We start from the raw sequence: 20,733 nt of genomic DNA, 5'->3' as shown, positions 1-20,733 counted from the left end.
TGAGAAAATTAGATAAATTATGATAAAATAAAAGATAAGTTTTATAAATGTAAAGCTATGTAGCTTTCATTATTTCCAGACTGAGAGAAGTATGGAACATATAATTCATATAGTTGAGGGTTAGTAATTTAAAGAAGGAAAATGTATGAATAAGATATTTAAAGTCATTTGGTCTAAGTCCAAACAGTGCTATGTTGTAGTATCTGAAATGGCAAAAAATAAAACAGGGAAAAAGAAAATCGTAGTAGCAAGTATCTTAGCTGCCTTGGCAATGCAAGTTGGTGTAGTTGCAGATGTAACTGCAGCAGATAGACCGACTGGAACTATTGAGGGCGGTACTAAAATATATTCAAACTTAACTAATGGTCTTGCTATCGGTAATGAATCCCAGTCCAACAGTAATCAATCTATTGCTATCGGTTACAGAGCAATAGCTAATTCACAATATGCTGATCCAGCTCAACCAGCTGTAGCTATTGGTGCTGGTGCTCATGCGACTGGCAGAGGTGGTGTATCCTTAGGCCTAATCGCGAATTCTAGTGTTCGTGGTACTGCTATTGGTAGTGCTACTAATGCGACTGGTTTTGGTGCTTTCGCGGGTGGTACATATGCACAAGCAACTAATGCTGGCGATGTTGCTATTGGTGGCGCATCATCCGATCAATTTAATAATTATGCTGTTGCTTCTGGTGGATATAGCGTAGCTATTGGTACTGCTGCTAAGGCAGATGGGGGTGCAGGTGTAAGTATTGGTTATAAGACAAATGCTAAAACATCTAATTCTCTAGCTGTTGGTTCTGAATCTCAAGCTACTGGTGAAGGTGCGGTAGCAGTAGGTAGAAAGAATACATCTACAGGTGCGTCTTCAACAGTTTTAGGCATTTTGTCTACCGCTAATGCTACATCGGCTACTGCTGTTGGTATGCAAACTACTGCTACTGGGGAAAATTCCCTTGCAGTAGGTCATAAGTCCTCTGCATCTGGTAAAAATGGTGTTGCTGTTGGTACTAATGAAACTACGGCTGCGTTAGGCGGTGTTGCAGTTGGTCAAGCTGCTAAGTCTAATAAATTTAATAGTGTTGCTATGGGGATGAATGTAACGGCTGATGGTGATAATTCTGTGGCGTTAGGTGGTAGTGCTTCAGCAAATAGTGATGGAACTATTGCCATTGGTTCTTATGGATCTACTCCAACGAAAGCTACAGGCAATAGAGCTCTTGCAATCGGTTCTGCTACGACAGCTAATGGTCTAGAATCAATTGCCATAGGCAGTCGCGTTAACTCCACATCTCAACATTCTATTGCTATTGGTACTAGAGCTAATGCAAGTGCTGTTAAATCTGTTGCTATTGGTCCTGATTCTATAGCTACCGTAGATGGTGGTGTTGCTTTAGGTCGAGATTCAGTTGCTAATGTAATAGGTGGTGTTACTAATAAAGGTTATAATCCTAATACAAACCGTACAGATATTTATTCTGGTTTAACTGGCAATGTACTTACTAGTACAACTGGTGCCGTTTCTATTGGTAATGGTACTACTGTAACACGTCAACTTACAGGTCTTGCAGCGGGCACAAAAGATACAGATGCAGTTAACGTAGCCCAATTAAAGAGCGTTAACCTTGCGTTCTCTGGTAATGTAAATACTGGCAATGTAAATATTGCAAATAGTACATTAGGCATTAAGGGCGATAATACATATATTACAACAGCTGCCAACGGTCAAAATCTTACAATTTCCGGTAAAACACAAAATATTAATGTCACAAATGGTCAAGCTTCTGCAAATGCTGCAGGCATGGCTGATTCTAAAAATGTAGCGGATGCTATCAATAAAGCCATTTCTGCCAATTCATATCATTGGAAATTAGCGGCAGACAGGGATCCTAGTGCTCCTGAAGTAATTAATAAATCAGATACTGTAATCTTTGGTGGGGACAACAATATTACAGTAACTCGTAGTGGCAAAAAAATTACTACTTCTTTGAATAAGGCGATTACTGTAGATACTGTGAAAGCTAATAGATCTGTTACGGTTTCTTCTGGTGGCAATCAAATTACTCTAGATGGTACAAATGGTTCTGTAAAAGGTAGAAACTTTACTGGCGATTCATTTAAAGCCGGCTATAATGTATTGAGTAATACAACGCTTCAAATTGGTTCGACTACTGGTAGTAATAATGTGACCATAACTCGTGATGGTTTAACTGCAAAAACTGCTACGAAAACTGTTAAGTTTGGTACAGATGGTATTAGTGCAGGTGGTCAACAAATTACCAATGTTTCTAGCGGTGGTAATGTAGGTACTAATGCAGCCAATATTACAGATGTAAAGAATGCTGTAGCTGCTGTTACATTAAACCTAGATACAAATTCTAAAACTGGTACTGTTAAGCTTAGTGAAAGTCCACTAAAAGTAATTGGGGCTAATGGTATTAGAACTGATTTATTGGGTACGAATAATGGTAGTCTTGTTGTTGGTCTAGACAAGAATACGGTAAATGCTACGACTAAAGGTATTAGTTTAACCGGTGATACAGGATCTACAGGTCTTAAGTATCTTAAAGACGGTGATGCGACCTTTAAAGTAGCTGGTGATGGCGATCTAGTTACTACTAAGGCTTCTGCTACAGGTGTACAAGTAGCTGTTGATTCTGCTAAAGTAAAAGATTTAGCTGTAGGTGCAGTAACTGTTAGCAAGGCTAATACGGCGAATAATCCTATTACTGTAACACCAACAGCGGGTACTAACTCCAAGGATTATGCTGTTGGTATCGATACTACTAAGCTAGCTAATCAAACACAATTAACATACAAAGCTAATGGTGCTAATGCAAACAAAGTGTCCTTGGCAAATGGTTTAAACTTTACAGATGGTACTTTTACAAAAGCTACGGTAGGTACAAATGGTACTGTAACTATTTCTACTGCCACTGAAACGATTACTAATGATGCTGATGGTAAAGCTAAAGTAAATAGCCCTACAGATGGTTTAGCGACTGCTAAAAATGTAGCGGATTCTATCAATAAAGCGGTAGACGGTTTGTCTCAAAATCTTACTGTTTCTGATGGCACTACAGATGGTGCTGTTAACCTTAAAAATCAAAAGCTTACTGTATCTGGCACTAATGGTGTAACTACAACTGTAAATGGCCAAACTGTTACAGTAGGTCTTGATGCAGCTACAAAAACTAAAGTAGATAATGCGTCCACAGCAGTAGCTCGTAACATCTCTCTTGGTGCAGATAGCGGCACAGCATCTAGCCAATCCTTAAAAGATGGTGATGTGGCATTCAATGTGAAAGGTGCGACAGGTGATTTCATTTCTACGAAGATGAATGGCGACACTGTTGAAATTTCCACTAAGCGTGCAGCTATTACTAGCGATGCTAATACAGGAGCAGCATCTGTAACAGGCGATGATGGCTTAGCAACATCTAAAAATGTAGCTGATGCTATTAATAAAGCAGCTGATGCGGCTAAAGCTGGTGCAGCATGGAATCTTACAACAAATTCCAGCACAACAGATAAAACATCTGTACAAGGTGGGGATACAGTAGATCTTATCAATGGCGATAATATCGTAATCACTCAAGATGGTACAGATAAAAAGAAAATTACTGTAGCCACAAAGAAAGATCTTACAGTAGATTCTATTACTGCTGGTAACACAGTAATGAATACATCTGGCTTAACAAATGGTACGACTGCTATTACAGGTACTGGTATCACAACAGATAAAGTAACTGTAGGAGGTATCTCCATTGATAAAACTGATGGTATCAACGGTGGTAACAAGACAATTACTAATGTTGCTAGTGGCGGTACAACTGATACTAATGCAGCAAATATTGGTGATGTTAAGCAAGCTGTTGCTAACTTGTCTCAAAACTTAAATATTACAGATGGTACAAATAACGGTACCATTGATCTTAAAAACCAAAAACTTAATGTAGCTGGTACAAATGGTGTAACTGCAACTGTAAATGGTCAAACTATTACAGTTGGTTTAGATGCAGATACTAAAACTAAAGTTGATAATTCTTCTAATGCAGTAGCTCGTAATATTTCCCTTGGTGCAGATAGTGGTACAGCATCTAGCCAATCCTTAAAAGATGGTGATGTAGCATTCAATGTAAAAGGTGCTACTGGTGATTTCATTTCTACGAAGATGAATGGCGACACTGTAGAAGTTTCTACAAAACGTGCTACTATCAACAGCGATGCTGCAGGTACTGCTTCTGTTACAGGTGATGATGGCTTAGCAACTGCTAAGAACGTGGCCGATGCTATTAACAAAGCGGCTAGCCAAGCTAAAGATGGTGCAGCATGGAAACTATCTGCTAATGGTGATACACCGACCACTGTAGCCGGCGGAGATACTGTAGACTTTACTGGTGATAACAATATTACAGTTACACAAACTGGCAAAAATATTGCTACCACATTAAATAAAGATCTTAAGAAATTAAACTCTATTTCTCTTGAAAATGGTGTGGGTGAGACAATCAAGTTTGATGCAATTAATGCTAGCGGTAAGTTTGGTGATCCAGCTGTAGGTAATTATACACAAATTGACCGTGATGGTATTAGAATCAATAATGGTATTGATGTAAATCAACCGAATACAGCAAATACTTATTTAGACGTTGGTACTTTATCTTTACAAGCCGGACCTAATAGCAGCTCTCTTGATTCTAAAAATCTCATGTTTAATGATGAAGATGGGAATTTTGCTCAAGGTAGTGCTCAAGGCATGGCATTCCAATCTGCAGCAGGTAAAGAAGTTCAATTTACCCTTGATGAAATCAATGCTGGTGGCAACAAAATTAAAGAGGTTGCAGAAGGTACAGATGATACTGATGTGGTAAATGTAAAACAGTTGAAAGATACTGTAGCAAGCCAAACGTTAACATATCGTGCTAATAGCGCAGCTGATACAGATGCTAAGTCCGTTAAATTGTCTAAAGGCTTAGACTTTGTAGATGGAACAATGACAAAAGCTACTGTAGATAATGATGGCAAGGTAACATTTGATATTAATGATGATACTAAGACCAAGATCAATGATGCTGCAGCGGCTGTGAGTCGTAAGGTTTCTCTTGGCGCAGATAGTGGCACAACATCTAGCCAATCTTTAAAAGATGGTGATGTAGCATTCAATGTAAAAGGGGCTACAGGCGACTTTGTATCTACAAAGATGAATGGCAATACTGTAGAGGTTTCTACAAAACGTGCTACTATCGATAGCAATGCCACAACAGGTGCGGCATCTGTAACAGGTGATGATGGCTTAGCAACAGCTAAAAATGTAGCAGATGCTATCAACAAGGCTGCTAAAGCAAGTACTGATGCAATCAACTTGAAATTTGCTGGCGATACTAATACATCTGCCGGTATAGTAAATCTTAAAGATGATATATTGGGCATCAAAGGTGACGGTAAATACGTAACAACTGATGCAGATGGTAAAAACTTAACTGTAAAAGTATCTGAAGCAGAGGTTAAGAAATCTGCGGTAAGTGCAGTTACAGTAAGTACTGATACAACTGATGCGGATAATCCGTTGACTGTTACAGGCACACCAAGTGCAGATGGCACAACTAAGGACTACAAGGTAACTATTGATGGCGCTAAAGTTGCGACTAAGACTAAATTGTCTTATAAAGCAAATGATGGTACAGCTAAACAAGTATCCTTAGCTGATGGCTTGAACTTTAAAGATGGCACGTTAACAACTGCTACTATCGATGATGCAGGCGTTGTTAAATATGATGTAAAAACAGCGGCTATCACAGCTGGTACAGATGGCACTGTTACAGGCCCTGCTACAGATGGTGTGGCAACAGCTAAGAATGTAGCAGATGCTATTAATGCAGCTAAAAAAGCATCTAAAACAGAAATTACTGCTAATGATGATGAAGCGGCTAACGCAACAACTGGCAATGTAAAATTAACATCTACAACTGCTGCAGATGGTCATACAGTATATAATGTAAAACTTAATGATACATTGACATTTGGTACTGGTGCTAATGCCATTGTTATTGATGGTACAGCTGGTAAGGCTACTATTGGTAGTGCAGCTATCGATGGTGTAAATAATACAATTACAACAGGTGGTAATAAGGCAGTAACGTTAGATGGTACTACTGGTACTATTACAGGTAAAGCTGCTAATATTGGTGGCGTTACAGTAGATGGTACAAATAACCATGTAACAGGTCTCGCTAATACGACTTGGGATGGTAATGCTGTTTCTGGCCGTGCTGCTACTGAGGATCAATTGAAAGTAGTAGCTGATGCTGCAGCTAACCAAACATGGCAAATTACGGCAGATAAAGATGCTGCTACATCTGGTAAACAAACTGGTACTAAGACAGATGCAAAAGTAGGTAAAGACGCAAAGGTTACAATGATTGCTGGTGAAAATATCACCATCAACCAAAATGAGCGTGACTTCACATATTCCTTGAATAAAGACCTTGTGAATATGAACTCTGCAAGCTTCAATGGTACTGGTAATAACACAACTGTTATCAATGGTGATTCCATTACACAAACTGCGGGTACTCAAACCAATACATCTACTGCAGCTGGTAATACAGTAGCAGATGGTACTAAGTCTACAGCAACAACTGCAGATGGTACTAAGATTACGGATGGTACAAAAACAAATACTTCTACAGCAGATAGTACAGTTATCGATGATGGTAATGGTAATAACACAGCTCTTACTAAAGATGGTGTAACTATTACTACATCTGGTAAGAATCCTGTATCCTTGACTAAGGATGGTCTCAATAATGGTGGCAATAAGATTTCTAACATTGCAGATGGTACAGATGATACCGATGCTGTCAATGTACGTCAATTAGAGGCTAAGTCTAAGGCGTCTAAAACAGAATTGACTGCTAATGGTGGTGAAAGTGCTGGTAGTACTACAGGAAATATTGTATTGACTAAAACAACTGCCGCTGATGGACATATCATTTACGATAACAAGTTGAATGATAAGGTTACATTGGGTACAGATCCAACTAAGGCAGTTACTGTAGATGGTACAACTGGTACAATCAAGGCTGGTGATGGTGCTAATGCAGTTGCTATCGATGGCAAAAATGGTTCTGTAAAAGCTGGCGATAAGATTGCTCTTGATGGTAAGGATGGCAAGGCTACAATTGGTACTGTAGGTATCGATGGTAAAGATGGCATTATTACTACAGGTGGTAATAATCCTGTTGCAGTAAATGGCAAAGATGGTGTTGTTACAGGATTAACTAACAAAACTTGGGATCCAAATAATATTGCATCTGGCCGAGCTGCTACGGAAGATCAAGTTAAATCCGCCGTTGAAAATGCTGGATGGAATGCAACTATTGGTACAGAAGGCTCTGGTATTAACAGCACACCTACTGCAACAGCTGAAAAAGTAAAAACTGATGAAACAGTTACTTTCAAAGCGGGCAATAATATGATGGTTAGCCAAGCAGGTAAAACAATTAGTTATGCAGTAAATCCTGAACTGAAGGATATGAAGTCTGCTACATTTAAAGATGCAGCAGGTAACACAACTGTCACAGATGGTAATGGCATAACAATTACACCAGGCAGTGCAAATCCTAATAATCCTAATGCAGGCACTATTTCTTTGACTAAGGATGGCCTTAATAATGGTAATAACCAACTTAAAGGTATTGCACCTGGTACAGATGATACTGATGCTGTTAATGTTAGTCAGTTGAAAGCATCTAATGCTAGAATCGGCGATGCTATTGGTCAAGTAGCAGGTGAGGTACAACGCGTAGGTGCGCATGCAGCAGCAATGGCAGCGTTGAAACCAATTCAATATGACCCATTGGAACCAACTCAAGTGATGGCTGGTGTTGGTAACTATCGCGGTGAAACAGCAGCGGCCTTAGGTCTTGCACACTATACAAACGAAGATACAATGTTCAATGTTGGCGTATCTCTCGGTGCAAACCGTAATATGGTAAATGCTGGGGTAACTCACAAATTTGGCTCTAGCCCAGAAAAGAAAAATATTCCTGATCGTTACAAAGCAGGCCCTATTAGCTCTGTGTATGTAATGCAAGATGAAGTATCTAGTCTCAAGAAAGAAAATAGCGAACAAAAGACTGTTATCGCAGATCAAGCAGCTCGTCTCAATACGTTGGAAGCAGAAAATGAACGTCAACGTCAAGAGTTAGCTGAAACTAAACAAGGTTTAGAGGACTTGCGTGCAGCAGTTAGCCAATTGTTAGCATCTAAAGGCTAGTAATTGATAGTTCGTATCAAAATCTAGGCTAATATAAAGTCTGATCAGAAATAAAAGAACCTCTTATATACTGATATACCTAGTAGGGTATATTCGGATACTATAAGAGGTTCTTTTTTGCAATTTTGATATAGATTATTAAATATAATCATAATATATGAATGACTTTTCATATATTATTGTGATATAATACAGAAGATATTAGGAGTTAGATGTTAGCTCTACCTTGTACGATCTTGCATGAATAGGAGATACTATGTTAGACCGCATACAACGATGGCTTTCCATAGATTCTATGTTGCCTGCTGCAGAACGATTAGGCCCTGTAGGGACTACAAAGCAGCTATATGGTAATTACTTGAAAATAGCTTGGCCAGCTACATTACAAGGCTTAATGTTACAATTTATGACGGCCATCGATTTGGCAATGGTTGGTGCTCTTGGTGCATCTGCTCTTGCTTCGGTAGGGATTATGGGACAGCCAGAGATGGTGATGCTCATATTCTGTCGTGCTTTATCGATTGCGGTAACGGCTATTATAGCTCGCCGTCACGGTGAAGGCGAAGTAGATGGCATGAATGCTGTACTTAAACAATCCATTCTATTGAATTTCTTGATTTATGTACCTCTATTAGCGATATGTCTCTTTAATTTAGAACATATCTTACGCTTTACCGGTGCTGAAGATGGCTATATTGAAACGGCTGTGTGGTATGGACGTTTTATTGTCATTAGTCTTATATTCCAATCCTTTAGTCAAATTGTAGGGGCTGCACTTATTGGATATGGCAATACAAAGGTTATTTTTAAATCCAATGTAGTAGGGAATATACTGAATACGATAATGAACTTCTTCTTAATTTATGGTATTGGTTTCTTCCCTGAGCTCGGCGTTATGGGCGCTGGCGTTTCTACAATGATCAGTAGTGCTGTCATTGCACTATTATTATTGCGTACGATTTCACAACATACGACTACGGGATTAACCTTGAGGCATCCTTCAAAATGGAAGTTCGAACGAACGGTGTTACATACCATGTTCCACGTTGGTGGTAGTTCACTAGGGGAACAGTTCTTTGAACGTTTTGGTATGTATACGTACACCATGATTGTTGCCTCCTTAGGTGCCGTACCTTTAGCAGCACATTATGTATGTATGAATTTGATGGATATATTCTATTACTTTGCGATGGGCCTCGGCTTTGCCGGTGCGTCTCATACGGGACAGTGTCTTGGTCATAAACGACCAGATATTGCGAAAACCTATGGTAAAATTGGTGCCCGCATCGGTCTAGTAGTAGGCCTTGTAAGTGCTCTCATATTTATTGGCCCTGGCGATCTATTAGTACAGTTGTATACTCGTGAAAGTGAAGTCGTTACCTTAGCGGGTGCCTTAATGGGGATTATGGCTGTTGCAGCATTCCCTCAAGCATTACAGCAAGTATATTCTGGTGTTCTAAAAGGGGCAGGGGATACATATTATATTATGAAATATTCCCTTGTTAGTGTAGCTATTATTCGGCCTATCATTACATACCTATTGTGTATTACATTAGGTTTAGGGCTTTTAGGCGCATGGTTATCCTTATGCTTTGACCAGTCCTTACGATTATGTTGCTCCTATATTCGATTTATTCGTGGTGCATGGCAGCATAAGATAGTTTAATCTTACATGGAAATGACAGGAATATTAACTTTGACTATCATTTAAATAGTATTTTTTCATATAAAACCTAAATTTTATAGTATTCGATATAGAGCTTTGGTATAGATAATATCTGTGTTTTCTGCTACTTATCACTTTCTATATTGAAAAAATTAAAATAATTTATGAAAGGTTTATGAAAAAGTTCTTGCATATTCAATTTGTTTGATGTACAATACGAAATGTGGAAAAAATGACACATTGGGGAATGTGTTATCGGACCAGAAATCTATGATTTCATGTATATATGTAAGGGATATATATAAGAAACAAACAAAAACCGCCTTAGTTCAGCTAAGGCGGTTTTTGTTTTATAAATGATTTTGTTCAAGCCAGGCGATACATGCGGCTTTTCCTGCAGCAGGTAACTCTTGGAGTAGGCGTTTTGCATCTTCTCTAAGTTTAGGAATATCGATACCTGCATTAGAAAGCTCTGCACAATGGCCTACAAGCCAACTTTCAATGAAAGCAGGATCAGCCTCCATATGGAATTGAAGACCTAAAATATGTGTGCCTACGGAGAATGCTTGATTTGGGCATAACTCTGTTTTAGCAAGGCGCACCGCACCTTTAGGGATTTCAAATTCATCACCATGCCAGTGAAGAACTGGTACATTGCCTAGCAATGCTAGTGGGGAGGAGGCGCCTTCAGGCGTATATTCTAGCGGGCCAAAGCCAATTTCTTTCTTACCATGCTTCATAGGTCCTACGTGACCACCCATGATACGGGAAATGAGTTGAGCGCCTAAACAGATGCCTAGCAATGGCTTTTTACTATTAATACGATCTGTAATGAATTTGATTTCATCAGTTAAGAACGGATAGAGTTCTTCATCGTAAGCGCCAATAGGGGCACCGCAGACGATGACTAAATTAGCCGCTGTTGCATCATAGTGTTCAAAATTGGCAAGGGGAGCCTCGATGTATGTTAGTTCAAACCCTCGATTAGTAAGGACTGACTCTAAAATACCGGCATTTTCAAAGTTAATATGACGTACAATATAAGCTGTTTTGCTCATGGTTCCTCCTATATAGCTCGATATAACTCTATATATAATAGTAATTTCTACAAAGTATGTAGTATCAGTATATCATATTCTATAGAATTTATTGTGTGATGAAAATCATGATATATAAAAATACTAGGTAAATACTGTCTTATTAACAGATATAGATATTAAAATTCAGGAAAATACATTTTGTGAAATTATATCGAAAAAAGTCGTTGACATAATTTAGAAAATGTTTATAATGATGAGAGTAACATGAAATCCCATAGAGAGGGAAGACATGCCTTTTAGTTCATGAAGGTATTGTAAGGAGGAAGAACATGAACAAGTATATTGCTGAATTTATTGGCACAATGATTTTGGTATTCTTTGGTACTGGTACTGCCGTTGTAACAGGTGGCTTTACTGGTGGTCTTGGTTTGGGTTACTTGGGCGTTGTTGCCATTGCATTAGCATTCGGTTTGACAATCGTTGCCGGCGCATACGCAATCGGTCACGTATCTGGTTGCCACGTAAACCCTGCAGTATCCATTGGTGTATGGCTTTCTGGTCGTATGTCTGCTAAGGATTTTGCCGGTTATGTTGTAGCTCAAGTTATCGGTGCTTTCGCTGGTACAGGTTTATTGAGTGTAGTCGTAAATGGCTCTGAAACACTTTCTGGTTTTGGTGCTGATGGCTACGGTACATTAAGTACAGTTGGCCTTTCCATGGGCGGTGCATTTGTAGTGGAAACATTCCTTACATTTGTATTCGTACTTGTAATCCTTGGCGTAACAGCTAGTGAAAAAACATCTGCTCTTGCAGGTCTTGTAATTGGTGCTACATTGACAATGGTTCACTTGATCGGTATTCCGTTGACAGGTACATCTGTAAACCCAGCTCGTGCATTAGCTCCAGCTGTATTCACTGGTGGTGAAGCATTGGCTCAAGTATGGCTCTTCATCGTGGCTCCTTTAGTAGGTGGTGCGATTGCAGCTGTATTCCATCGTGCATGGTTCTCTGTGAAAGAAAACTAATTGAATCTATAACGCCTACGGAAACGTAGGTGTTTTCTTTTATTCAGTTGAATTTAAAGATTTGCTAAGATAAGTATAAGATATATCTTAAAAGAATAAAGGATTAGCTCATCTATCCTATAATTAGAACCTCAATATTCCTATATTATAAAGATAGTTATATTTCTGAATTTAGAATTTATAACATCTATGTATAGATAAATTTCGAAATCCTCATGATAATTTCATAAAAGATATTGAAATTTATCGAAAAGTTGTGTACAATGAAAGTATATTATTACCAAAGGCCTGTGTATTGTTAAAGGCTGTTATTGGAGGGAATTATAATGAACAAAAAATTATTAGCTTTATTGGCAGTTGCTGCTGTAGGCGTATCCGTAGCTGGCGCAACTCCACAAACTCAATTCAACAAAGGTGAATTCCAAGTTGATCTTGGTGCAGCAAATGTTGAAACTAAAACTGAAGGTTTTAAAGATGCTCACAAATGGAACTTTGATGGTGGTTTGACTTATGCTTTGTCTGACAAAACTGCTGTTCAATATGGTTACCATGGTTTAAATTCCAAACATCTTGATACAAACATGCATGAAGTTAACTTGGTTCAATCCTTGAATAAAAACTTCGCAGTATATGGTGGTTATGCACGCATCCATAATAATGATGGTGATGGCACTAACAACATTGCACAAGCAGGTGTAATTGGTAAAGCTAACCTTGGCTCCAAAGTAGAAGTTTACGGTAAAGCTGGTGTAGGTACTAAGAAAACTACAACTTGGGAAGCTGGCTTAGGCTACAAAGTAAACGAAGACTTGGATATCAACGCTGGTTACCGTTATATCAATACACAAGATACTGATACTGAAAACGTATCCTTCCAAGGTCCTGTAGTTGGTTTGTCCTACCGTTTCGGTGGTCACAAAACAGTAGCTCCTGTAGCAACTCCAGCACCAGCACCTGTATACACTCCAGCTCCAGCTCCTGTTGTAGAAGCTCCTGTATACAAAACTCCTAAATTGGATTACTATGTAGACTCCATCTACTTCGATTCCGACCAAGATGTAGCTCGTGCAGACCAATATCCAAACTTAACAGCTGCTGTAAATGCTGCTAACCAATACTCTCAAGACCAAGTTAAATTGTTGGGTAATGCTGATACTGACGCAACTCCTCAATACAACGTTGGCTTGTCTGAACGCCGCGTACAATACGTAGCTCAATACTTAGTAAACAACGGCGTATCTGCTGATCGTTTAATCGGTATTGCTAATGGCGACACTAAACCAGTTGCAACTAACTCCACTGCAGCAGGTAAAGCTGAAAACCGTCGTGTAGACGTTTACATTCATCGCTAATCTTTAATCTAATTTAGATTAGACATACAATATAGTCCACCTTCTATCATGCTCTCGTGTTCATCGGGGGACCGAGCATGTGATAAGGTGGACTTTTGTGTTATACTAAGCTTGCATACAATCGTAGGTCATACAATGTTCATTAAGTTTTGGTAATGTATGCGTTGTGAGTATAGTAAAGTAGGTTATATATGAAAAGATTTAAGTATTATAAACCGCTCATAGGGGCCATAATATTGGCGGGTGTTATGATTATGATGGCACTGCGTATCAGCGATATTGCTAATGCTATTGATGCCGTCGTTACAGCTTTTGTTCCGCTTATAGTAGGTGCTTGTATCGCATTTGTGCTAGATATTCTAGTGGTGCGTTATGAACGCTGGCTGTGGCCCAAGAGTAAAACAGGTTGGAAAAATAAAATTAGACGACCTTTAAGCCTCGTTTTATCCTTTGTCACAATCAGTGCTATCGTCTATTTTATTGCTCGCATGGCGATTCCACAATTGATTCACTCCATGTCGATCATCGTGGCTTCTTCACCGCAGTTGTATACAGACTTCCAATCTTGGATGCAACATCTTACATCAACTATTCCAATGGCATCCAATCAAACATTGATGGATACCTTGAGTGGTGAAAGTGTTGTGAAGTATACGCGCGAGTGGGGCACAAAGGGTGGTACATACCTTGTGAATGCGATGGGGACAGCCTTATCGTGGACTTTGAATATAGGTTTAGGTTTAATCTTTGCCATTTATATGTTGCTCGATAAAGAGCGACTTATGATGCAAGGTAAACGTATTTTAAGGGCCTATGCATCTGATGAGTGGGTTAACCGTGTTAGTTATGTTACACGTGTTGCTGTTCAAACGTTCAGTAACTTCTTTGTAGGCCAGTTCATAGATGCCTTGATTTTAGGTATCATGGTTGGTATTTCATTATGGGCATTCAATATTGAATATGCCACTACAATTGCCTGTGTTATCGGCCTTACTGCATTAATTCCATTGCTAGGTATTTATGTGGGCGGCGTGATAGGTGCGGTTATTTTACTCACTGTAAGCCCTATGGATGCATTGATCTATGTGATTATCTTAGAAGTGCTTCATCAAATTGAAAGTAACTTTATTTATCCTAAGATCGTAGGTAATTCCGTTGGCTTACCTGGTTTGTGGGTGTTTGCAGCTGTTATTGTTGGCGGTAGTTTAATGGGCGTTACTGGCATGTTGATTGGCGTACCTTTAGTAGCTACATGTTACAAATTGCTCATGACTGACGTAGATGATCGACTTGCATCAAATGAAGGTTTATAGTATATTGTCTAAATAATATATCTATTTATGTATGTTTTGTGTGCTGTTGTATATAGCACGAACTTATAGTAATTCTAGTATACAGATGACTTTTATTATTGGTAAAAGCATTGTATATAGTAGGAGGATATGTAATGAATAAAAAGTTAATTTCTATGGCATTAACAGGTGTATTAGCGGTTGGCGTATTGTCCGTTGCTACACCAAGTGTAGCAGATGCGCGTAAAACAAAACCTGAAACAAGTACTGATATTTCTGTACAACGTGCACCAGGCGAATCCATGGTTATGACTATGAGTAAAATTGGTACTATTTTCCAAAATCGCTATCCTAATGCAGCACTACATTCTGTAGAGCTTAACTCCAACGATTTGAACTATGGTTACAAAGTAGTAGGTTATAGTAAATATCATCAATACAAAATGAAAATAGACGTAATCACTGGTAATACTTCCGATATGGAAGAGGGTGGCAAACCTAAAAAAGTTATTGGTGAGATTTTCAATAAGGATAAAGTAATTGAAGCAGCTCAAGCTGAACGCGTTGCAAAACAACAACTTGGTGCTGATGCAGTTGTAAAAGGCTGGAAAATTGAAGCTCATGAAGGTAAAATCCTATACTATATGACAATGCATCAAGACGGTAAAAAGACTGTAGTTACTGTAGACGCTGAAACAGGTGCTTATGTAGGTCAAACTAAATCTAGTAAATTACCTCCTGAACCAGATCAAGGCTTCGATGGTCGCAGAACAAATATTATTTGGGATAACACTATTGATATGGGCCGTTAATCCATTTAGAATATTCGACATAATAAAAGGACTGTGTTTATACACAGTCCTTTTTGTCGTTGTTACATTGTTATTACGTAGTTATTATGTAGTTAGTATTACCAACGGTGTTCGTAGTATACTTGTGTCCACATAATTACCTCTACAAGAGAAGGGTGTGGACTCATAGTTTCACCTACAGTGATAACGGATTTAGGATCCATATCACGAGTAATACCTTTTTCACGTAACCGTTTTGTACGTTCAGAAGCGATTTCTTCATTGATAGCTGTCAATGGTGTTACACCGCTATTCATAAGGTTAACGTAAGGTTGGAATAAGATGGAGGCTTGAGGGCCTGTTACATGCATACCAAGGATATGATTTGTATCTTTATCGACTACGATTTTTACAAAGCCATCATTTACATCGCCAGGATTAATACCCATTGCATAACCTTTAGCTGTAGAGGAGTAGTAGTTTTTACCTACACCTACATTGTAACCCGCTTTAATAGCTTCTGCTTCAGTTAGCCCTACGCTACCGATTTCAGGGTAGGAGAAGGTAACCTTTGGCAATGTATCATAGCGTGCCCAACGGAAATCTTCTTCGTTTTTTGCAAAGTATAGATTATGGGCGATAATATCTGCTTCGTAGTTTGCGCGGTGGCGGAATGCAGGCTCGCCGTTTACATCACCTAATGCATAGATACCATCTACAGATGTTTCGAGGAATTCATTTGTTTTGATCCAGCCTTTTGGTAATGTTTCAATACCTGTATTTTCAAGGTGTAATTCTTCGACAGCAGGGCGAATACCGGCAGCAACTAGAATTTCTTCAACCTTTGTCTCTGTAATTTCACCAGTAGTACGATCTTTTGTGACTACTACCTTGAGGCCGTCTTCTTGACGGATTTCAACAGTGTCTTGGTTCAATATAACATTGATGCCGCGAGCACGATAGTTTTGGAGAAGATGTTCAGACATCTCTTCGTCTTCCTTAGGTACAAGACGTACATTATGCTGAATGATGGTAACTTCAGTACCAGCAGCATCAAATACATGGCCAAACTCTACACCGATAGGACCAGCACCGAGTACTGCGAGGGATTTATATGGTTGTTTAGGGAATTTATCGCCAAAAAGGCTTTCACTAGAAAGATAACCTGCCTCTTGTAAGCCTGGTACATTCGGAATATTGCTATAGCCACCAGTACCAAGAATAATAGTAGGGGCTGTGATTTCTACAGTACCAGAGCCATCGTTGAGATGAATGTTCATAACCTTATCGGATACAAAGCTAGCTGCACCACGGTATACGTCAACATTATCGAAAGCGTTGTAATAATCGTAGATGCCTGCGGATTCGTCAATCTTAAACCATGTACGTTTAGAAACGGTGTCCCAGTCCATAGTAGCATTGCTAACATTAATACCGATTTTTTTGAATTCTTCTACCTCTTGGATTGCATTAGCTGCTGTAACCATAACCTTTGTAGGAATACAACCGCGAGTTAGGCATGTGCCACCAAATTTGCCTTTTTCAATGATAGCTACTTTTTTACCCACTTTGATAGCAGCATCAGCTACGATGGTTGCACCACCTGTACCAACTACAATAATATCGTATTGTTTCATGTTGATTCCTTTCTATTTATATCTATTAATAGTTATTATCATTAACTCTATTATAACATTATATTGAAGAAAATCAATATAGATGGCTGATTTTCTATCCATTGAACACAAAAAAAGACGGTCCCGAAGGACCGCCTATAGGTGTTAATTCCAGTTTTCGTGGTAGCCACGTTTTGCATAATCTGCAGTAGCTGTGAAGAGAATGTCTGTACTGGAGTTAAGAGCTGTTTCTGTGGAGTCTTGTAAAACACCAATGATGAAACCTACACCTACAACTTGCATTGCAATATCATTGGAGATACCAAATAGAGAACAAGCTAGAGGAATTAGAAGTAGGGAACCACCAGCAACGCCAGAAGCGCCACAAGCACCGATTGTAGCAATAACAGATAAAAGGATTGCTGTAGGGACATCTACAACGATACCAAGTGTATGTGCAGCAGCTAATGTCATGATTGTAATTGTGATCGCTGCACCACCCATGTTGATAGTAGCACCCAATGGAATGGATACGGAATACATATCAGGGTTAAGTTTTAAACGTTTTGCTAAATCAAGGTTAACAGGAATGTTTGCTGCAGAGCTACGAGTAAAGAACGCATAGATAGCAGATTCACGCAAACATTTAAATACCAATGGATATGGATTGCGACGAAGGTATACAAAAGATAGAAGTGGATTTACTACTAATGCTACGAAAATCATAGAACCAAGTAGTAATACGAGTAATTGGAAGTAGCCGATTAAAGCTTCAATACCGTTAGTAGCGATAGAGTCAGCTACGAGACCCATAATACCTAGAGGAGCAAAGCGGATAATCCAACCTACTACAGTTGTAATAGCTTGAGCGATAGACTCCATTACTTCTTTAGTATTCATTGGTGCATGGCGTAACGCACCACCAATGATAAGGGCCCAACCTAAAATGCCGATATAGTTAGCGGTCATTAAGGCTTTCACAGGGTTATCAACAATATTTTTTAAAAGTGTTTTCATAACCTCTACGATCCCTTGTGGTGGAGCTGCATCAGCTGCACTAGCTGCAAGGTGTAATGTAGTAGGGAACATAAAGCTTACGACTACAGCAAGCGCTGCAGAAAGGAATGTACCTAATAAATATAATGTGATTACAGATCCCATCCCTGTTTTTTGACCAGAACGGTGTTTACTGATAGCCGCAATAACAAGGAAGAATACGAGGATTGGTGCAATCCCTTTTAAAGCACCAACAAAGAGAACGCCTAATAAAGCAAGTTCATTTGCCACTTCTGGCACATATAGAGCTGTCAAAATACCAATAATCAAACCTATGATAATTTGTTGGATTAGACTGACTCTATTGATTGATTTTACAAATCGATTCATAGTACACTCCAATACTTAATAAAAACTAATAAAAGACCATGGAAAAAATATCTTTTCAACATGGACATATGTCATTATACAACGAACATAGATTAGTGGCAATAGAGAATATCATAGTTATTAATATATAGTTAAATTGGATCTACTGTGACTGATAACGATGTTTATTTTGTAATAAGCTAGTTTTAAGCGTAATGAATATTTTACTTTAACTAAATATGTGCTCTTTACATAGTTACTATATATAGTATATATAATAGGATTCTTTTGATAGGCGTCATAGTATGATATACTATGCGAGTAAAGAGTTTGAATATAGTTCTTGATTAGTGAAAGGACCATAATGAATACGAAAGAATTTAAAACATATGCAGATAAAGAAGAGTTTGTGCAAGGTGTATTCTCTAATATTGCTAAGAATTATGATTTGATGAATACAGTCTTAAGCTTTGGCCAAGATTATTACTGGCGCAAATTTTCTGTAAAAGCAATGAATATAGGTCCAAATCAACGAATACTTGATGTAGCTTGTGGTACTTGTGTATTTACAAAAGAAGCATTACGTCAAGAACCAACATTAAAGGTAGAGGCTTTGGACTTTAATAGTGAGATGCTTGATCAAGGTCGCGTACGCATTGAAGATGCTGGTTTACTAGATCAAGTTAATCTTGTTCAAGGTGATGCAATGGCATTACCATATGCAGATAATACATTTGATGCGGCTATGAGCGGCTTTGCTATGCGTAACGTACCGGATATTAAACAAGTATTGTCTGAAATGCAACGTGTTGTAAAACCAGGTGGGAAAGTAGTTGTGTTGGAGTTAGCGAAACCAAGTATGTTTGGTTTCAAACAGCTATATAATTTCTATTTCTCCTATATATTACCTATTATAGGTAAATTAAGTAAGGATAACTCCTCCTATGCGTGGTTACCAGAATCCTTACGTAGATATCCACATCAAAGTGAGATTCTTGAAATTTGGAAATCTTTAGGATATGAAAATGCCACCTATCATGAATTGACAGGCGGCATTGTAGCGGTACACGAAGGTGTGGTACCAGAAAATTCTATTGTAAATAATAAGTAATATTAGCGTCTTGAGAAACTACTAATGATCCTTTTTCAACAGGAGTAGCAGTTTCGAGAGACGCTTTTAACATTACTGCGTTACGATAGTAACCAGAGTCCATAGAGCTTGTTTGAGGTGTACTGATAGAAACTGTTTTTACAGGTCCTAATGTACGGCCAAGGGCTGCAGCGATAACCTCAGCTTTATGACGACCGTCTTGAATTGCTTCTGTAGTTAATGAATCAGATAGTTGTTGAGATACATCATTTTGGAAAGAAAGGTTGTTGATATCATTAGCCCCAGCGCTAACAGCAGCATCAACGGCTTTTCCTACATTATCAAGATTATTGATTTTTACAGTTACACGATTAGACACATTATAACCCGTATTGATTCGTTTGCCTTCTTGGTAATCACTAGTAGGGTTAATAGAAATATTAGAGGTATAAATATCTTTTTTATCGATACCTAAATGACCTAATTTACTAATCAAATCACTCATGATGCGGTCATTGTTAGATTTTGCAGCATTGATATTAGTGTTTTCGCTAGTAATACCAAGTGTTAAGATCGCATAGTTAGGTGCTACAGAACGAGAGGCTTGTCCTGTAATTTGAATTTCAGAAGAATCAAAAGTACCTTGTGGCGCAGCAAAGGCTGCAGTAGCCATAGTTGCACATACAGCAGCAATAGCAACTGTTTTAGATAATAAACGTTTGGATAATTTCATACTCAATCTCCTTACACTATTATAGTATTATTTATAAATACTATAATATAGAACTAATTCGTAATATAGAATCACATCAGAATATAGAAGTGAATAAGCGGAAAAGTCTATATTACAGCTACATTATACATAATTGGTTGTATGAAATCAATCTTTTGATTTTGGACTGTAAAATGAACCTGTAATGAAAGTTGTGTGAAATTGAGAATTAGGGGTTGCCATTATATTTTGGTTATACTATAATATGCATACAGTCGTTCGAGCGACTGTTTCTTAATGAGTGTAGTAATGCACTTAGAGGTTCAAAAGAACTTCAAAAAAGATTATAAAATGTGTTGACATGAAAATGTTCACATGTTATTATAATCAAGTCGTCAGATGGCGCTTCACTGAAGCGTGAAACTGATAACAGATCTTTGAAAACTGAACAATGATAGGTAATCAATCATATGATTGAACATATGCCAGAGTGCGGGTTTTGACAT

11 protein-coding genes are annotated in these 20,733 nt (G+C 38.4%); 7 read left to right on the top strand and 4 right to left on the bottom strand.

Features of this window, described 5'->3' with window-relative positions:
• The first annotated feature begins 145 nt into the window (after positions 1-145).
• Together ACSV5T_RS08160 and ACSV5T_RS08155 are read left to right on the top strand one after the other, a co-directional pair.
• Positions 146-8,278 carry an ESPR-type extended signal peptide-containing protein gene (locus ACSV5T_RS08160; protein WP_438320749.1) on the top strand — a complete coding sequence of 2,711 codons (8,133 nt, stop codon included), beginning with the start codon at positions 146-148 and terminating at the stop codon, positions 8,276-8,278.
• A gap of 256 nt (positions 8,279-8,534) precedes the next feature.
• A complete protein-coding gene (locus ACSV5T_RS08155) occupies positions 8,535-9,944 on the top strand; it encodes an MATE family efflux transporter (protein WP_438320748.1) in 1,410 nt (469 codons plus the stop codon).
• 350 nt (positions 9,945-10,294) lie between these two features.
• On the opposite strand, the gene ACSV5T_RS08150 is transcribed toward ACSV5T_RS08155, so the two are convergent.
• Positions 10,295-11,002 carry a glutamine amidotransferase gene (locus tag ACSV5T_RS08150; RefSeq protein ID WP_438320746.1) on the bottom strand — a complete coding sequence of 236 codons (708 nt, stop codon included), beginning with the start codon at positions 11,000-11,002 and terminating at the stop codon, positions 10,295-10,297.
• A 311-nt stretch (positions 11,003-11,313) separates the two neighbouring features.
• Here ACSV5T_RS08150 and ACSV5T_RS08145 point away from each other — a divergent pair, with 311 nt between their 5' ends.
• The 4 genes from ACSV5T_RS08145 to ACSV5T_RS08130 all read left to right on the top strand — a co-directional run bounded on the left by ACSV5T_RS08145 (position 11,314) and on the right by ACSV5T_RS08130 (position 15,465).
• On the top strand, positions 11,314-12,009 hold the full coding sequence (locus ACSV5T_RS08145) for an MIP family channel protein (protein ID WP_438320745.1): 696 nt from the start codon (positions 11,314-11,316) through the stop codon (positions 12,007-12,009).
• Between the two features lie 326 nt (positions 12,010-12,335).
• Positions 12,336-13,361, top strand: a complete 1,026-nt coding sequence (locus ACSV5T_RS08140; RefSeq protein WP_295825046.1) for an OmpA family protein — start codon at positions 12,336-12,338, stop codon at positions 13,359-13,361.
• 191 nt (positions 13,362-13,552) lie between these two features.
• Complete coding sequence (locus tag ACSV5T_RS08135) at positions 13,553-14,674, top strand: AI-2E family transporter (RefSeq protein WP_438320744.1); 1,122 nt, start codon at positions 13,553-13,555, stop codon at positions 14,672-14,674.
• Between the two features lie 134 nt (positions 14,675-14,808).
• A complete protein-coding gene (locus ACSV5T_RS08130) occupies positions 14,809-15,465 on the top strand; it encodes a peptidase (protein WP_438320743.1) in 657 nt (218 codons plus the stop codon).
• A gap of 98 nt (positions 15,466-15,563) precedes the next feature.
• Here the strand turns inward: ACSV5T_RS08130 and ACSV5T_RS08125 are convergent, their stop codons facing one another.
• Positions 15,564-17,081 (bottom strand): dihydrolipoyl dehydrogenase family protein, encoded by a 1,518-nt coding sequence (locus tag ACSV5T_RS08125; RefSeq protein WP_438320742.1) that lies wholly within the window; start codon positions 17,079-17,081, stop codon positions 15,564-15,566.
• Positions 17,082-17,225: 144 nt separating this feature from the next.
• Positions 17,226-18,446, bottom strand: coding sequence for a serine/threonine transporter SstT (sstT, locus tag ACSV5T_RS08120; protein WP_438320741.1), 1,221 nt, complete (start codon positions 18,444-18,446; stop codon positions 17,226-17,228).
• A gap of 343 nt (positions 18,447-18,789) precedes the next feature.
• Between sstT and ACSV5T_RS08115 the strand changes: the two genes are divergently transcribed.
• Positions 18,790-19,536, top strand: a complete 747-nt coding sequence (locus ACSV5T_RS08115; protein ID WP_105090261.1) for a ubiquinone/menaquinone biosynthesis methyltransferase — start codon at positions 18,790-18,792, stop codon at positions 19,534-19,536.
• Here the strand turns inward: ACSV5T_RS08115 and ACSV5T_RS08110 are convergent.
• Positions 19,517-20,248 (bottom strand): SIMPL domain-containing protein, encoded by a 732-nt coding sequence (locus tag ACSV5T_RS08110; protein ID WP_438320740.1) that lies wholly within the window; start codon positions 20,246-20,248, stop codon positions 19,517-19,519. The genes ACSV5T_RS08115 and ACSV5T_RS08110 overlap by 20 nt on opposite strands.
• Between the last annotated feature and the right edge of the window lie 485 nt (positions 20,249-20,733).

This window comes from Veillonella sp. ZSJB6 (assembly GCF_051549505.1).
GTDB lineage: Bacteria > Bacillota > Negativicutes > Veillonellales > Veillonellaceae > Veillonella.
Note: the sequence above shows the minus strand (reverse complement) of the source record. Positions and strands in the feature narration are given on the sequence as shown.

Coding starts and splice junctions, on each gene's coding strand:
- ACSV5T_RS08140 (WP_295825046.1), top strand. CDS start 12,336: ATGAACAAAAAATTATTAGCTTTATTGGCAGTTGCTGCTGTAGGCGTA.
- ACSV5T_RS08130 (WP_438320743.1), top strand. CDS start 14,809: ATGAATAAAAAGTTAATTTCTATGGCATTAACAGGTGTATTAGCGGTT.
- sstT (WP_438320741.1), bottom strand. CDS start 18,446: ATGAATCGATTTGTAAAATCAATCAATAGAGTCAGTCTAATCCAACAA.
- ACSV5T_RS08115 (WP_105090261.1), top strand. CDS start 18,790: ATGAATACGAAAGAATTTAAAACATATGCAGATAAAGAAGAGTTTGTG.
- ACSV5T_RS08125 (WP_438320742.1), bottom strand. CDS start 17,081: ATGAAACAATACGATATTATTGTAGTTGGTACAGGTGGTGCAACCATC.
- ACSV5T_RS08135 (WP_438320744.1), top strand. CDS start 13,553: ATGAAAAGATTTAAGTATTATAAACCGCTCATAGGGGCCATAATATTG.
- ACSV5T_RS08160 (WP_438320749.1), top strand. CDS start 146: ATGAATAAGATATTTAAAGTCATTTGGTCTAAGTCCAAACAGTGCTAT.
- ACSV5T_RS08155 (WP_438320748.1), top strand. CDS start 8,535: ATGTTAGACCGCATACAACGATGGCTTTCCATAGATTCTATGTTGCCT.
- ACSV5T_RS08145 (WP_438320745.1), top strand. CDS start 11,314: ATGAACAAGTATATTGCTGAATTTATTGGCACAATGATTTTGGTATTC.
- ACSV5T_RS08150 (WP_438320746.1), bottom strand. CDS start 11,002: ATGAGCAAAACAGCTTATATTGTACGTCATATTAACTTTGAAAATGCC.
- ACSV5T_RS08110 (WP_438320740.1), bottom strand. CDS start 20,248: ATGAAATTATCCAAACGTTTATTATCTAAAACAGTTGCTATTGCTGCT.